Genomic DNA, 16,704 nt, shown 5'->3' with positions numbered 1-16,704 from the left:
ATGAAACCCGAAATTGTAAGAAGAATTCTATATTATTTCCTAAAGAATTGCCGTAAAAAGACCATATGTTTATGGGAGATAGAAGATCACTTGCGGGGAGATGTGGAATATGATGATTATGCGGTAGTAATTAATGATATGTTAAAGGAAGGAATACTTTCTCCTATTAAAGCCAGCGGCACTACCGATAAACCTATTTCCATTCCAAATAGTTTTAGGATTAACAAATCATATTTCAATATGGCAATTGTCGACAGAATAGCTTCCTATCAATTGAAAGCGAATAAAAATATAAATCTGCAGAACTATTACTCTCTCGGAGAAAAATATTGGGAAAGGGATCTTCCTTATATAATGAAGATCAATTCTTATTTAAATTCAAAAGGAATTCCTACCGGTGAATATACGACCTCAGAGCTTTCTTACAGGTTTGTGGGAAATGAAAAGTGGATAGATGAAGAAGGGGGAAAAGTCATATTAGAAAGGATAGGACTGTGGAAAAGGCTTAATATAAATTTCATGCCGGACCCTTTGATGATTGCTGTAAACAGAAATAAAATTCTGGGTGAAACTCATATGCATCTGATAGTGGAGAATAAATCTACATTTTATGCTTTAATGGATGATATTGAAAATACGGAATTTACTTCTTTGGTTTATGGTGCCGGTTGGAAGATAACCTCGGGGATATCTGTACTGGAAGACCAGCTGAGGCTTGGATGCGAGCAAAATAAAGTTTTTTACTTCGGAGATCTGGATTATGAGGGAATATCCATATGGAATGCCGTAAATGAAAAAAGAGAAGCTTTTCTTGCCGTGGATTTTTATAAGGAATTTTTTAAAAATCATTTTTCTTACGGAAAACATGGACAAATCCATAACGATGAAGCTGTGAAAAATTTTTTAAATAATTTCAGCGTTGATTATAAAGACAGGATTATGGATATGCTGAAAAGAGGAGGATACTATCCTCAGGAAGGATTGGAAAAGGAGAAGATGAGGGAAATTTGGAGGAAAATTTCGTGGACATAAACATAAGGGGAATACTTGATAATTATGGAGAAAGAGTGGGGAGGCTTTTCTTATATGAACCCTTGTTTAAACTGGAAAATAAAAGAGAAAAAGATAACAGCGGAAACTTTATAGATTATTTTAGTTTGGGATTACTTTCTCTGTTGTTTTTTTTCGAAAATATGATAATGAGAAACAGAAATACGGGAGTGAAGGAACTTGCACAGTTTTTTGCCGAAGTAAATGGCGGAAGAATAGATTTGAATATTGAAGGATTTGAAAGAGCAGCAAGAAATATTATTGATGCTTTTAGGCCTCCCAGCGGAAAAAGAAACAGCAAGACTTTTTATAATTGGGAAAAAAGAAGATACGAAACCGTATATTATTCAATATTGAAATCCGGGCTGTCCGATACAAAATCGAATATCCAGTATTATACATTGGATGAGCAAGGACTTGAACTTGTATTTTCCACAAGAGAATATTTCAGCGAATTTCAAATATCCATAAATCAGCTTCTATTGAGGAAACAGCTGGAAAAAGGGGAATTTGCCGGGGCTTTGAGGCAGATTGACGAGATGAGGTTAGCTGTCGGCAACCTTAAAGACAGAATAATTAAAATAGGCCATGAAATAAATCGAAATATTGTTTCCGAAGAATCCTATGAAAGATATAAAAACCTTATAGAGGATATAAACTTAAGGCTTGCAAGAGAGAATGAAGAGTTTGATGAACTTCTAAATTTTGTAAACGATACGAAAAACAAAATGGAATACGAAATTAAAGATGAAAAAGACAGAAAGGCTTATGAATTAATAAGGAAAATTCATAATGAATTAGACGAAGTACATAGTGAGCACAGGCAATTGCTTAAGAACAGCATATCTTTAAAGACAAATGCTTTGGAATCAGCTCAGGAATCATTATATTTTATAGGAGTTGAATCTTTTAATTTTGAGGAGGAAATAACAAAAAGGCTTATATCTATACCTCTGCCCCTTGGGGCGTCAAGGTACATTATAAATCCGTTTATGTATTTGTCGATGGCAAAAACCTGGTCTCCTCTGAGAGTTTTTTATGAACAAAAGATAGAATCGGAAAGGGAAAGTGAGGATATTTATGAATTTGCCGAGCCCCAAGAAGGGGAAATTATAGATGAATACCTTAATATTACAAAATTTAATTTTAGAAAAATAATGGAGATCGTTATTAAGATGATGAGAAACAAAAATGAAATTACTTTAGAAGAAGTTGTCGGAAATATGCAATCTGAGGATGAAGATATATTAAATCACAGGAGTTTTTATGATTTTTGGATAATACTTCATCAGAAATCCCCTATTATTTTGAATGACACAGAATATGATAACAATGAATTGTTTAAGGATGCATTTGAAATCTTTAAAGGTAAAAGGATAAAACTAACTGTAGTTGAGAAGGACGGAATAGTTTACGGCAATAAAAGATTTTCAATAAAGAATATGGTTATGAGATTAGAGGAGAATACAGATGGAATATAGGGATGTTGAAGTTTTGAATGCGTTTAAAATATATTCTTACCTTGCAGCCAACGGTTTTTGCGAGAAAGATGAAATGAGGCTTTATATAACCGATGACAAGGTAAGAGACTTAGTAAATCAATTTTCATCAGTTGTGGGGTGTACTGTTATACCTGCGGGAGAATATGTATATTTGGTTCCAACGGAACCTCTTTCACCATTTCATGTATCAAATGAAGAGATTAAAAAAGAGTATCTACCTTCGAGAGCAGTAAACTTGGATATATATCTTATGTATGTGGCTATAATCGTTTTATTCGGGGAATTTTACGACAGCTATCAGAGCACCGAAGCAACAAGGAATTTTTTACCCATGAAGGAATGGCTTTCTTCTCTAAATAATCATATTTCCTCAATTAAGGAAATAGACAAAGATGAGCTGAAAAAGATTGAGAAGGATAGCGAATATAATTGGGTGGGAATAGTGGAAAAGTGGGAAGCAATGGATGATTTGAGGGAAAACGTAAAAGTCCAAGATGCCAGGACCGTCAGCAGGCTCAGCTTTTTAAATACGGTGAAAAGATTTTTGGAAAATCAAGGGCTTATAACTGATATAGGAAATGACGAAATAGAACTTACGGAGAAAGCCAAGACAATTGTTCAAAAATACTATATGGAATATGAATTCAACAGAGGAATTTTAGATTTTATGTATCAAGCGGAAAGAGAAGGAAAGGAGAGAAAAAATGCCGTCCATATCGAAAATAAGGTTCACTAATGTCGTATATGAGGGAGGTTCCAAAAGATACAACGATGACATCTTTGTTTTTGAAGGCAATAACGGAGCAATTCTTTTAGAAAACGGAGGCGGGAAAACAGTTTTTATACAAACCGTTTTGCAGGCAATTCTTCCTCATTCGGATTTAGCGGAAAGAAAAATAAAGGATACATTGTCTTTGGAAGGCAATCCCGCTCATATAGCCGTAGAATGGATATTAAACGAAAGACCCAGAAGATATGCCTTAACTGCAGTAACGTTGTTTTTAGTTAACGGTAAGCTGGATTCTTACAGATATGTTTATGAATACGGAAGTAGTGACAGCAATTCAATCGAAAATATCCCTTTTGTCAGAAATACTTCAAATGGGAATAAACGCCCTGCGGGAAGAGAAGAAATGAATGATTATTATCAATATATGAGCAAGGAGCATGTAAATGCCAAGAGATTTTCTACAATTAGAGAATATCAAAAATATATAGAAGAAAATTTTAAGATAATTCCTATGGAATGGAGAAGAATATCATTGATAAACGGAGAAGAGGGAGGGGTGGAGAAATTTTTTGACGGCTGCAAAACTACCGAAAGTTTAGTCGACAGGCTCCTGATTCCCGTTGCCGAAGAAGCCCTGGCGGGAAACGGAATGAAGGATTTTGCCGATACTTTTGAAAATCAGAGGGAACATTTCAAGCAACATAATTATCTGAAAAAGAATATAGATGAAAGTAAACTTATTCAGGATAGAATAAGAAAATACGTTGAAGTATATAAGGAATATTATTATTCTCTTGAAAAATTCGGTAAGAAAAAAGGAGAGGGAAAAGCCCTTTATGAATTTTTCCTTGATGAGCATAAAAAGACGGATAAGGAATTAAAAGATGTAGAAAAAGCACAGAATGATTGGAAGAGTACAAATGAAAAATTAGTTCAGAAGGAATATTCCTATTATTTGGAATGCATAAAGCAAGAATTAGAAAAGGATGAGAACGAATATAACAACTGTCTCAGAGATTACGAGGTGCAAAAAGACGAATTTTCGGCTAAGGAAAGAAGGCTGGAAAACTTAGAGATTGCTCAATTGAAAAAAAAGATCAAGGATGATGAAGACGAGATTTTGATCTATAAAAAACAGCTTGATATGTTGGAAAAAGATGAAAAGACCGATGAAGCAGAAAAACAATTGAGAATCAACTCATCCGCTGTTAGTGGATATTTTGACGGAGAATTTAATAAATTGAATGGGAAGAGAGATGAAGCGAATAGAAAAAGAGAGGAATGTAATGATAATCTCCGTATACTTAGAGAAAAAAAGGACTCTTTAGACAAGGAGTATGAGGAACTTGTTGAAAAAAAAGGGAATCTAAGGGGAGAGCTGAACTTTTCCTGCAGACAAATGAAAGATATTGAAAGCGAGATACTTTCCAATTCCGAAAATGAAACAATAGAAGAACAGTATCCTAAATGGACGGATAAAATTAATTTTCTGGAAAAGGATTTAGTAGAACGCCGTGAGAGGCTGAAAGAGATGTATGAGGAGAAAAACCGTATCAATGCCGAATTAAGTTCTTACAGGGAAAAACAGGAGCAGCTTTCAGATAACAGGGGAGTTTTGGGAGAGAAAATAGAAAGAATAGAAAATGAAGAAAAGGAATTGTTAATCAAGATAAAGGAGCTGATTTCAGGTTATGAGCATATAAACAGTTTGTATATAAAAAAAGAACAGATAGTAGCGGCTTTAGAAGATAAATGTGAGAGAATCAGGCGGGAAAGGGAAGAACTTCTGATAAATGAAAGGATATCTCACAGGTTTTCCGATGATTATAAGGATAATGAGTATTTTACTGCCGAACCCATGCTGGATTCATGGATAAATCAGTGGAGGAATAACTTCGTTTTTTTGGAATCCGGTGCTCAGTATATCGGAAGGGCGGCTGCCGTTTTGAATAAGGATGAAACAGAGTATTATCAGAACTATCCTTATTGGGCATCATCCGTAATTGTTGCGGATAACGGTGAAAATAAATTACATGAAAAACTTAAAAGGAATATAGATAAAATCAGCTGTCCCATTGGAATTTTGACTCAATCCAAAGCACAGCTCCTTTTGGAAGGAGGAAAAATAGAAAATGATATTTTTCTCTATCCTTCGGTATGGAAGGATAATATAAAGAGAGAAGATTTTCAGGCTAAAAAAACCGAAGGACAAAAAAAAGCCGAAAGCGCTACCCGGGCAAGGAAAGAAAAAGAAACAGAGTTGGAAAGGTATACTAAAGTTTTAAACAAAATAAAAGAATTTTTAGACCAATATCCTTATGAGGATTTTACTATGTTAAAAGAGGATTACAAACATACTGATGAGGAAATAAATACGATAAAATGCAATATAGAAGAAGGAGAAAAAAGAGTATTGCAGATAGATAACGATATAAAAAATGCGGGAAATAAAATCAACAATTTGCAAGAAGAACAAAATGTATTAAATAAAAATATTGTGGAAGCCGGAAAGTATTTAAATTTCAAAAACTCCGTGAAAGGTATAAAAAAAGATTTATTCCGATTGGATTTTAAAATTGAGGAAAACAATAAAAAAAAGGAAGAGAATAAAAAGGAAACAGAAAGGTACAGGGGAATATCTGAAAAATTACTTTTAGAACTAAATAAGATTAAAGGTTATATTGATTCTTTAAGCAAAGACGAATTGTATATGGAAGTCAGAGATTTTGTTCCCGAATATTCTCCGATTTCCATAGAAGTTTTAAAGAGAGAAAGAAAGGAATTGAAAGATGTATTAAATAAGAAGCAGAAGGACAGAGAAAATATATCGTATAATATAGTGAAAATTTCTGATGCAAAAGAAGAGCATCGGAAGGATTTAAAGAATTTGATTTTACGTGCCAAATATCAGTCAGAAAAGGATATGGAATTTCCCATATACGGAGAAGCCGAAATCGAGGATTTGATTAAAAGTATAAAAGTTCTTTCTCCCCTGCTGGATAAAAAAGAAAAAGAATTAAATAGATTTAAAGAAAAATATCAGAATATTAAAAGTAAATATGAAGTCAAAGAAGAAGATTATTTTAAGGTTTATGATAAGATAGTGGAATTTACCGATTCCTTGGGAAATGTGAAGAAAGAGATAGATGATGAGAAGATCGAATTGGGTAAGAGAATTGATTATTTGAATTCCATGGAAGAAAAATGGGATAAAGAACTAAAATCAATAGAAGAAGTTTTGAATAATTTGAGGCTGAAAAATGAAAAATACGAATATCTGTCTGATAATGTCATATCCTTAGGTTTATCCGATGATATGATTCAAGGGCTTCCTTATGATAGAATGAAATATGTTAGTCTCGTTTTGAACTCCCTTGAAAATATAAAAAAGGAAACAGAGGAAAATATAATTAAAGTAGATAAAGAAAAACGGGACTTTGAGATGTTTTGCAGTGAACACATAAGCGAACCCAGATTGAAAAACATGGCGTTATGGGGGATTAAATATAAAGATAAATATGATGATATTATTGAATGGCAGAAAAACATAGATAAAAGAATTGACAAAACCGTAAATATATTGGAAATGGATATGATGGAGCATGATAAGGAGATAAGCCAGTTTGTGAAATATCTTAATTCTTATTTAAAGTCCCTTGCTCAGGAAATAGGGTCTATTTCTAAGAAGACGAGGATAAAGGTAGACGACAAATCAAAAAAAATATATATAATTGACGTTCCGGAATGGAAAGAAGAATTTGGGAAGGAAGAAATAAGAAATTATATAAATATTATGATTAAAGATATTGAAAGCAATGAATTTAAGGATGAAGAGGGAAAAGAAGATAAGTCTTCCGTAAGAAAATATATAGAAGATAAATTTCAAGCCAAGCAGCTTATGAAAGCCCTTATGGCAGGGGACGGAATAAAAGTAAAATGCAGAAAAGTTACGAATGACGGTAAGGTAAATAGTATTCCCGTGTCTTGGGAAAAAACGAATTCTTGGTCCGGCGGGGAAAAATGGAGTAAAAATATGACTTTATTTTTGGGGATATTGAATTATCTTGCTGAAAAAAAGCAGAGTATAAATTTCGAACAAAAGAGGAACCGTACGGTTATATTGGATAATCCGTTCGGAGAAGCTTCAAGTAACCATGTTTTGGATCCCGTATTCTTTATTGCCGAACAGTTGGGGTTTCAAATAATAGCTTTGACTGCTCACAGCGAAGGAAAATATATAAGAGATTATTTTCCAATAGTGTACAGTTGCAGACTTCGTCCTTCTTTAGACAAAGATACTCAGATATTCACTAAAGAAAGAGAGATAAAGTATGCTTTTTTTAAAGATAATGATCCCCAGGTTTTATCGAGACTCGGAGAAAAAGAACAGCTTACCATGTTTTAGAAGATTTTTTACTTGTAAATTATTTTCGAATTGTATATAATAGATATAATTTAGTAATACAAAAATATATATGAGCGATGATAAAAACTTCGGCTTATAAATCTATTCAGAGAGCTGGTGTTTGCTGCGAACCGGTTAGAATTTAAGCCTTTCCACTTTTAGAGCTGTCGATGAAAAATCGAAGGAATGTGTCCTTTATTGCACGTTTTAGAGGTGGTCAGCCTTATGGGCTGACAATTTGGGTGGCATCGCGGATCCTTCCGTCCCATATTTATTATATGAGATTGGGAGGTTTTTTTATTTAAAATACTGTATATGAGGAGGAGAAAAATGTTAGATATTAAATTTTTGCGGGCAAATCCTGAAATAGTAAAAGAAAATATCAGAAAAAAATTTCAAGATGAAAAACTTATATTGGTAGATGAAGTAATAAAATTAGATGAACAATTCAGGGCAACAAAAACAAGAAGTGATTTTCTCAGAAGTCAGAGGAATTCTATTAGCAAAGAGATTGGAGCTTTAATGTCCAAAGGGCAAAGAGAAGAAGCTGAAAAAAAGAAAAAACAAGTTGAAGATATTGCACAGGAACTTGCTGATTTGAAAACGTCAGAAGATAATATTGAGAGTCAAATTCGGGAAAGAATGTTGGTTATTCCAAATATAATAGATCCGTCCGTACCCATCGGAAAGGACGACAGTGAAAATGTTGAACGTGAAAGGTTTGGAGAACCCATTGTTCCTGATTTTGAAGTACCATACCATGTTGATATTATGGAAAGACTTAATGGAATAGACCTTGATAGTGCAAGAAAAACCAGTGGAAACGGTTTTTATTACCTTTGCGGTGATATTGCCCGTCTTCATTCCTCCATTCTTTCATATGCACGGGATTTTATGATTGATAGAGGTTTTACCTACTATATTCCACCTTTCATGATACGTGGCAATGTGGTAAACGGAGTTATGAGTTTTTCAGAAATGGAAAATATGATGTATAAAATTGAAGGAGAAGACTTATATCTAATCGGAACAAGCGAACATTCCATGATTGGAAAATTTATTGACACAATTTTAGATGAGGAACAGCTTCCTCAAGCATTAACCAGTTATTCTCCCTGTTTTCGAAAAGAAGTAGGTGCTCATGGTATTGAGGAACGAGGGGTATATCGTATTCACCAATTCGAGAAAGAAGAAATGATTGTAGTTTGTAAGCCGGAAGAAAGTCCTCAGTGGTTTGAAAAATTATATCATATTACAGTAGATTTTTTCCGTTCTTTGGACATTCCCGTACGTACCTTAGAATGCTGTTCAGGTGATTTAGCAGATTTAAAAGTAAAAAGTATTGATGTGGAAGCCTGGTCACCCCGTCAGAAAAAATATTTTGAAGTTGGAAGCTGTTCAAATTTAGGAGATGCACAAGCGCGTCGTCTTGGTATTCGTATTAGAAGTAAAGAAAAGGGAAACTATCTTGCACATACTCTTAATAATACAGTAGTCGCACCGCCCCGTATGCTGATAGCATTTTTGGAAAACAACCTTAATGCAGATGGCTCCGTTACAATTCCTAAGCCTCTTCAAATGTATATGGGCGGGAAAGAAGTTATAAAAAAATAAAAGTAGGCAGTTTGACTTACTGCCTGCTTTTTATTTGACTTTCATTTATAGCGGATTTAACTGCATATTTTATTACAAAATATAAAATGGCCAGTTTTATTAAATCCCAACCTATGTTTAGCCCTAAGCCTAATGAACCTAATATAGTTGAATTTCCCATATTTTTCTCCTCCGCTTTTATAATATGGATTAATTACATATTATCTCAAAATATAGTAAAATTCAATGATTAAAATACTTTATTCCATATTCTGTTCATTTTATGAAGCTATTCAATTTCAAACATATCATTTATCAGAGGAATAATATTGATTACAGGTTCCTCATAAGGATGAATTTTTTTAATTGTAGCTACTGCATCCTTAACTTTCGTAATTGGACAGCGGACTTCCAGTTTACATTCGGAACCGAAATTTATGGTACCAACTTCTCCGTTAAAAGGACTGCTTCCAAGCAAGGGGTGCCAATAACCTTGTACATTAGAAAAGGAAATAACGTGATCATATTTTCCGATTTGGCAAGCTCCGATTTTCGTCAGCTCATCCCTTAAACTTTCAATATATTCTTGCGGGACATATATTTCTATTTTAACTTTTGAAAAATCCATTTTTATCACCCTCAATATAAATATGATTAGAACTGTATAACTCAACTGCTAAATCTCATTTTTTTATTCCATACCAGTATAAACAATAAATAGAAAGAAAGCAATGTAAAAACCATAGATATTCCGAAAATACTGACAAACTGCAACTATGCTGGGAATCTTAATATTGTGATATTTGGACTGCCAAATAAAATCAATATGGCTGTCAGAAAAAAGATTAATAGGTGTCAGAAAATGGTGATAAATGCATTAAAGATAATATACAATCAAGACCATTCATCTCATTTGTTTTATAAAGCAAATGAGATGAATATTTTAAAACATGGTTTTTTACATCGTTATACTTGTTTTATAAGGTTTATGAAAGATTTTTTATATAATAGACAATTATATAACATTGGCATTAAATGAAATAGTCTGTTATATTGAATAATAAAAAAATTTTTATAAATCCGGTTTGGACAAACGTTTGCCAATATAATGCTGTTGAAGTAGGGAAAAATGTAAAAAACTTTAAAGTGGGAGACAGAGCCGTTGGAGCTAATTCAGTCCCTTGCTTTCACTGCTATTTCTGCAAACGGAAAGAGTATAGCTTATGTGAGAATCTTCAGTATTTAAACGGGGCATATGCCGAGTATATAGTGATTCCGAGTCAAATATTAAAATATAACTATCTTCATATTCCCGATGACCTTGATTATAAAGAAGCAGCTTTGGTCGAACCTCTTGCTTGCGTACTTCACGGAATAGATGAAATCAATATTAAATTAGGTGATACAGTAGCAGTTATAGGATGTGGTCCCATAGGATTGATGTTTGTAAAACTTTCTTCTTTGAAGGGGGCAAGAGTAATAGCTGCCGATTTTTCGGAATATAGGCTGAAACAAGCCGAAAAATTTGGAGCAGTAAAAACAATAAACGCGTCCTATAAAGATTATCCTCAAAGAATTAAAGACATAACGGAGGAATCAAAAGGTGTTGACGTGGCCATAGAGGCAACTGGATATCCCGAAGCTTGGGAAAATGCAATAAATATGATAAGGCCGGGTGGACAGGTACTCACTTTTGGAGGGACGAAGAAAGGAACTTATTTTAAAATTGATTGCGTCAAGTTTCATTATGAAGAAATAAAGATAAAAGCTGTATATCACCATACCCCTTATCATATAAAAAAAGCTCTTGATATTCTTGCAACAAGGCAGGTTGACGGAAGTGAATTCATAACGGGAGAATATCCATTATCAAAAACAATTGATGCACTGGAGAGTATTGGCAGACAGGAAGGCATTAAATATGCCATAATACCCTAATAAAGATAGTGTAAAGTAGCCTATGAAAAACAAGAATAAAAAAATCAGGCTGAATAGAACCTGGGAAATTGCAAAAATATATTTTCATGGCAGTCACCGCCACCCTTGACAGTATGCCAAAACAATGCTGCGCAATATTTACCGACGGCGAAGAAACTCAAGAACAGATAATTTTTCGTGCCGTCTTTACAGTATTGTAGCATTGTATTTGTCCTACTATCAAGGGCAAGCCCTAAAGGGTGGCTGGGTTACCTCAGGCTCTGAAATCTAAGAACAGATAGAAATCAAGATGCAGGATTTTCTTGCATATTAAGAATGACTTGCTGTCCTAAAAAGATAAGAAGCTGCCATTTACCGGGCATATTGCCGGCATTCTTAAGCATATCAACCTCATTTAAAGGACGTTTCCAACTATAAAGTTCATGAGGACGCAGGAAGTTATAGTAAGCAACCCAAAGGTTTATACCATAATAAGCACCATCATCGGTACCATAACCGCAGGTAACACGATAAGAAGCTTTGAAAGTACGGTTAAGGCGTTCAATCTTTTGTTTAAAGGGACGATACTCTTTAGTTACAGGATCATCATTAGTCAAACCAATGACCTGAGTAACATTAAAGTCCCAGTCCTTTTCAATTTTAAACTGTTGAGCAGCTAAAGGATAAGCACTGTAACCATCAGATATAAATTTTAAAGCTTTACCTGGGAATTTTCTAAATTTATCAAAAGCCATTCTCATGGTAAGTATACAAGGGCCGACGTCACGACTTTTAGAGACTTGATAACCAAGAATAGAGCGGGAAACAGTATCCATAATGAGCCAAACATAACCTTTGAGTCCTTTAATTTTGATATAGGTTTCGTCAGCAGCTAAGTTATTTGAAGGATTGTAATCGAATGTATCAACAAAAGGCTTAATTAATACAGCAGCAGTTCTTGCATAGCTTGCAACCATAGTGTGAGAGATATTAATATTATGGATTTCACGCATAGCTTCAGCAGTTTTACGAAGAGATAAACCAAGATTAACATGGTAAGTAAGACAAAGTCCCATAATATGAGCATTGTTCTTTCTAAACTTAAAACTAGTAGCCCATGAAGGAAGCTGATGTAAATCCATAGAAAAGAAATCCAGCGTAAATTCACGATAGATGTAATGGAGCTTGTATTTATACTTCTCACTAGGATCTGAGTCTTTGGGAAGCAGCTTTAAATTGTTCTTGTAGTAAGAACAATTCTTATTGACACATTTATGCACAATAAAGTGTTTACGATCTTTTTTAGCAACTAAAGCATGTCCGCAATAAGGGCAAATAAGAACCAAAGGAGAAGTTGCTTGTTTACCTGTAATAAAAGTTTGACCACAGACTTTACATTGAAATTGGCCTTTACCACCATTATTATCGTAAATGTATTGATGAGGAGCACCACAGAGAGGGCAGACAGTATCCTCAGGAATGGTTTTACCATTACGGCGTTGAACAGGCTTGACAGGCTTACCATATTTCCAGATATAGTATTCAAGTAGGAATTTATAATCTTGTTTGATAAATTTTTTGATGATAGGGAGCTTATCAATTTTAAATTTCTGATAATAAGGACTTTTAGAATCATCGAAAGTCCACTGTTTAATAGGGATATGCTTTGCGATAAATAAAGTTAATTCATAAATTCGATTAAGTAAGTATTGATTATATAGTAGTAAATAAGTTATAATTTGAGACATAACAATGACCAACCTTTCTATTTAAATTTGGTGCGTGATAACTCAAATTATAGCAGAAAATGGGGGGTCATTGTTTTTTATTTTATAAAAACTCTGTAACCCTTGATAATATAAGGCTTTAAATAAAAAAAGAGGGGTGTCTTATTGACACTACCCTAATAAAAAAGGAGGTAAAATTATGTATTTTTTACAAGCTGTAAAAGCAGGTGTTAATTGGATTCTTGACTTAGGAGCAGCTACTATGCTGCCGATTATTATGATTATTTTCGGTTTAATTTTGGGACAAGGGTTTAAAAAGTCTTTTAAATCGGGGATAACTATAGGAATAGGTTTTGTCGGATTAAATCTGGTTATCGGATTATTGAGTGAATCTGTAGGAGAGGCAGCTCAGGCTTTAATTAAATCATTGGGAATTAATTTAAACATTATTGATGTAGGATGGCCTGTAGGAGCGGCTATAACTTTTGCCACACCATTGGCGGCTATCTTGATTCCAATTATTTTTATATTTAATATGATTCTGCTTTATTTTAATTTCACCAAAACGATGGATGTAGATATTTGGAATTATTGGCATTTGATATTTCCTGGAGCAATGGTATATTATGCAACAAATAATAATATGATTTTGGCCATAATAGCCACTTTAATAAATACCGTAGTTATATTTAAACTTGCGGATTGGACGGCACCCGTTGTTGAAAATTATTTCGGGCTTCCCGGCATCTCTCTGCCTCATGGGGAAACAGTCAACTTTGCCCCGATAATGTATACCTTAAATAAAATAGAAGATAAGATTCCATTTTTTAATAAAATAGTAATTAATGAAAAAACAATCAATGAAAAGATGGGTATATTTGGTGAGCCTCTTACAATCGGGCTTGTATTGGGAATACTGTTGGGAGCTTTGGGAAGGTATAGTTTAGCCAAAACATTGACCTTAGGAGTTCAGATGGCAGCAGTAATGGTCCTGATGCCTAAAATGGTAGGGCTTCTTATGGAAGGGTTGATGCCAATTTCCGAAGGAGCCAGGAATTTTATTTCCAAAAAGTTTCCGGGAAGAGAAGTTTATATAGGTTTAGACGCCGCAGTGGTCATTGGTAATCCTTCCAATATGGCCGTAGCATTGCTGATGGTACCTATTACCATAATATTATCGGTTATTTTACCTTATAATAAAATGTTGCCTTTTGCAGACTTGGCTGTTCTTCCCTTTACAGTTATCTGGGCAGTAGCAGCCACCAAAGGGAATGTTTTCAGAGGACTGATAAATTCAATTATAACGATGTGCGGGGTATTTTATATCGCAACAGATTTGGGAGCATTAACTACAACCTTAGGACATGCAGTAAATTTTGCTTTCCCGAAGGGCGCAACAATGATTTCCGGAATTGATATGAGCTGCCACGTTACATTATGGATATTGCTGAAATTGATTAGCAGCAAGACATTTATAATAGGATTGATTGCTTTAATTATATATGCTGGCATGTGGATATGGACTAGAAATGATATAAAGAAGCAATATAAACAATACAGCGAAAATTGAAATAACCTGGACGAGGACGGATGTTCTTGATTGTTAGATTCGGACATCTTTCCTTGTTTAGTAAATTTTAATTTCAAAGGAGATATATGTATGAAAAATAAGGTAGTAGTTGCTACAGGGACTTCACATCATAAAACAGAATTTGCAGTTGATTTTATAAAGGACTACTGTAAAAAAAGAAAAATTGATGCGGAGGTTAAAGGAGTTAACGTATATGAGGCTGACTTTAATGCTTTAGATCCCACTGTCATTGTTTTAATAGGACCTAATAATATTAAAGTTAATAGACCTGTTGTTTTAGGTACGGCTTTTGTAACTAAAATAGGAATGGAAGAAGTTTGCGAAAAAATTATTGGATATTTGACTAAATGAAATTTAAATTGATTTTGAAAGGAATGATAATAAATGCTTGAAGAATTAAAAGAGAAGGTTGTTAAAATAGCGAAGAAAGCGGATAAATCGGGCATGTGTAAACATAAATCCGGTAACTTCAGTATAAGAGATGAAAAGACAGGATATGTCGTCATAACCCCTTCAGGAGTTTCAAGGGAGATTTTAGCTCCCGAACATATTTCCGTTGTTGATTTGGATGACAATGTAATAGAAATGAAAACGGAATATAAGCCTTCAAGTGAAATTTTGATGCATCTTGAAATCTATAAGACAAGACAGGATGTAATGGCAGTGGCCCATACTCATTCTCGCTTCGCGACTGCTTTTTCCGTTTTGGGGAAGGAAATACCTCCGATAATATATGAATGTAATAACTGTAGTAAAAACGGAAGGATACCTGTCGCACCTTATGGAAGGCCTGGAACTCAAGTTCTGGCACAAAATGTTGCAGATACATTGAAGTATAGCGACGTGTGTCTTATGGAAAGCCACGGAGCTATTGCAGTGGGAAATGATATAGAGGATGCATTTCTGAAGGCTCAGTATTTGGAAGAAATAGCGGAGATTTATTATATTACTTTAACTTTGAATAACTTAAAAGAACCTAATATTCTTCCCAAAGAAGAACTTGAAAAGTGGAAATATCCTTCAGAAGTAAAATTTAAGACAATGTAAGGAGGCTTGAATATGAAAGAAAAAATGAAAGCTATGGTTCTTTATGGACCTAAAGATATAAGATATGAAGAAGTAGATAAGCCAGTATGCGGGGATAATGATGTTTTACTTCAAATTAAGGCTATAGGATTGTGTGGATCGGATATAAGAACTATCACTTACGGACATTATAAGGTTAAATATCCTCAGATAATAGGGCACGAAATAACAGGACAAGTAGCTGAAACAGGGAAGAACGTAAAGAAGTTTAAAGCAGGAGACAGGCTGTATGTTTCTCCTGTAGTACCGTGTCATGAATGTAAAGCATGCAGGTTGGGATACGAAGAATTATGTGAGAATTTAACTGTTATAGGTACGGAAATCCAGGGAGACTATGCAGAATATATGCTTCTTGAAGAAAAAGTATTAAAAAATGGAGTAGTACTTAGTATTCCGGATGAACTTGAATATGAACAGGCAGTTATCACGGAGCCATTATCATCGGTTTATGCATGTCAGGAAAACTGCAGCATAACTTTAGGAGATACTGTGGCCATTATAGGAATGGGGCCGATAGGATGCCTTCATACGGCTCTTGCAAAGATAAGAGGAGCGAAAGCGGTAATAGCAATAGAGCAGTCGGAAGAAAGGTTAAACAAATCAAAAGAATTTGGAGCAGATTATCTGATAAATTCGTCAAAAGAAGATCCCGTAGCCAAAGTAAGAGAAATAACAGGAGGATGGGGAGCAGAAAAAGTAATATCAGCCTGCCCATCTACCGATGCACAAAATCAGGCTATATCGATGGCATGTAAAAAAGGTACCGTAATATTTTTCGGAGGAGTGCCGAAGGGGAAATTGACAAATATAGATACAAATATTATACATTACAATACCTTAACATTGATAGGACATTATGGATACAGTAACTTACAGGCAAGGAAGGCATTTTCTCTTATAACGTCTGGGAGGCTGGATGCAAAGAAGTTTGTAACTCATGTTCTGCCGCTGAAGGAAATAGAAAAAGCCGTAGAGCTTACAAGAAGCGGAGAAGCAATAAAAGTGGTATTGAAGCCTTAAAGTGAGAAAGTAAAATATAAAAATACTCATCTTTCTTTTCAATTTATAAGAAGATGAGTATTTTTTATTAATTTATACTTGAC

At 34.2% G+C, this 16,704-nt stretch carries 13 protein-coding genes and 1 other annotated feature; of the genes, 10 read left to right on the top strand and 3 right to left on the bottom strand.

Translation table 11 applies throughout. The annotated features are described in order from the left end of the window. The 5 genes from EQM13_RS09695 (at nucleotide 1) to serS (ending at nucleotide 9,301) form a co-directional block, all read left to right on the top strand. A complete protein-coding gene (locus tag EQM13_RS09695) occupies nucleotides 1–1,032 on the top strand; it encodes a Wadjet anti-phage system protein JetD domain-containing protein (RefSeq protein WP_128752531.1) in 1,032 nt (343 codons plus the stop codon). Then, nucleotides 1,023–2,531 (top strand): replicative DNA helicase, encoded by a 1,509-nt coding sequence (locus EQM13_RS09690; protein WP_128752530.1) that lies wholly within the window; start codon nucleotides 1,023–1,025, stop codon nucleotides 2,529–2,531. The genes EQM13_RS09695 and EQM13_RS09690 overlap by 10 nt, the downstream gene beginning before the upstream one ends. Further along, entirely contained in the window at nucleotides 2,521–3,288 is a 768-nt protein-coding gene (locus EQM13_RS09685; RefSeq protein WP_128752529.1) for a DUF6063 family protein, read from the top strand. Before EQM13_RS09690 ends, EQM13_RS09685 begins: the two co-directional genes overlap by 11 nt. Next, complete coding sequence (locus EQM13_RS09680; RefSeq protein WP_128752528.1) at nucleotides 3,257–7,687, top strand: coiled-coil domain-containing protein; 4,431 nt, start codon at nucleotides 3,257–3,259, stop codon at nucleotides 7,685–7,687. The genes EQM13_RS09685 and EQM13_RS09680 overlap by 32 nt, the downstream gene beginning before the upstream one ends. Before the next feature lie 68 nt (nucleotides 7,688–7,755). Further along, nucleotides 7,756–7,958 (top strand) — a binding site (T-box leader). Nucleotides 7,959–8,017: 59 nt separating this feature from the next. Then, on the top strand, nucleotides 8,018–9,301 hold the full coding sequence (serS, locus tag EQM13_RS09675) for a serine--tRNA ligase (protein ID WP_114217632.1): 1,284 nt from the start codon (nucleotides 8,018–8,020) through the stop codon (nucleotides 9,299–9,301). A 16-nt stretch (nucleotides 9,302–9,317) separates the two neighbouring features. Here the strand turns inward: serS and EQM13_RS18230 are convergent, their stop codons facing one another. Together EQM13_RS18230 and EQM13_RS09670 are read right to left on the bottom strand one after the other, a co-directional pair. Next, nucleotides 9,318–9,461, bottom strand: coding sequence for a DUF6019 family protein (locus tag EQM13_RS18230; RefSeq protein ID WP_159429020.1), 144 nt, complete (start codon nucleotides 9,459–9,461; stop codon nucleotides 9,318–9,320). Nucleotides 9,462–9,569: 108 nt separating this feature from the next. Continuing rightward, entirely contained in the window at nucleotides 9,570–9,908 is a 339-nt protein-coding gene (locus EQM13_RS09670) for a cytochrome C biogenesis protein (RefSeq protein ID WP_114217633.1), read from the bottom strand. Between the two features lie 425 nt (nucleotides 9,909–10,333). On the opposite strand from EQM13_RS09670, the gene EQM13_RS09665 reads away from it, so the two are divergent. Beyond that, entirely contained in the window at nucleotides 10,334–11,218 is an 885-nt protein-coding gene (locus tag EQM13_RS09665; RefSeq protein WP_206172647.1) for a zinc-dependent alcohol dehydrogenase, read from the top strand. A gap of 284 nt (nucleotides 11,219–11,502) precedes the next feature. Here the strand turns inward: EQM13_RS09665 and EQM13_RS09660 are convergent, their stop codons facing one another. Then, a complete protein-coding gene (locus EQM13_RS09660; RefSeq protein WP_128752526.1) occupies nucleotides 11,503–12,945 on the bottom strand; it encodes a DDE-type integrase/transposase/recombinase in 1,443 nt (480 codons plus the stop codon). A gap of 178 nt (nucleotides 12,946–13,123) precedes the next feature. Here EQM13_RS09660 and EQM13_RS09655 point away from each other — a divergent pair, with 178 nt between their 5' ends. The 4 genes from EQM13_RS09655 to EQM13_RS09640 all read left to right on the top strand — a co-directional run bounded on the left by EQM13_RS09655 (nucleotide 13,124) and on the right by EQM13_RS09640 (nucleotide 16,621). Next, on the top strand, nucleotides 13,124–14,494 hold the full coding sequence (locus tag EQM13_RS09655; protein WP_071138535.1) for a PTS galactitol transporter subunit IIC: 1,371 nt from the start codon (nucleotides 13,124–13,126) through the stop codon (nucleotides 14,492–14,494). Nucleotides 14,495–14,584: 90 nt separating this feature from the next. Then, nucleotides 14,585–14,866, top strand: coding sequence for a PTS sugar transporter subunit IIB (locus tag EQM13_RS09650; RefSeq protein ID WP_071138536.1), 282 nt, complete (start codon nucleotides 14,585–14,587; stop codon nucleotides 14,864–14,866). Between the two features lie 33 nt (nucleotides 14,867–14,899). Continuing rightward, on the top strand, nucleotides 14,900–15,562 hold the full coding sequence (locus tag EQM13_RS09645; protein WP_071138537.1) for a class II aldolase/adducin family protein: 663 nt from the start codon (nucleotides 14,900–14,902) through the stop codon (nucleotides 15,560–15,562). Nucleotides 15,563–15,574: 12 nt separating this feature from the next. Continuing rightward, nucleotides 15,575–16,621 (top strand): zinc-dependent dehydrogenase, encoded by a 1,047-nt coding sequence (locus EQM13_RS09640; protein WP_200795933.1) that lies wholly within the window; start codon nucleotides 15,575–15,577, stop codon nucleotides 16,619–16,621. Nucleotides 16,622–16,704 lie beyond the last annotated feature (83 nt).

Source organism: Acidilutibacter cellobiosedens, from assembly GCF_004103715.1.
GTDB lineage: Bacteria > Bacillota > Clostridia > Tissierellales > Acidilutibacteraceae > Acidilutibacter > Acidilutibacter cellobiosedens.
This window is presented reverse-complemented; position numbering and strand designations above follow the sequence as displayed.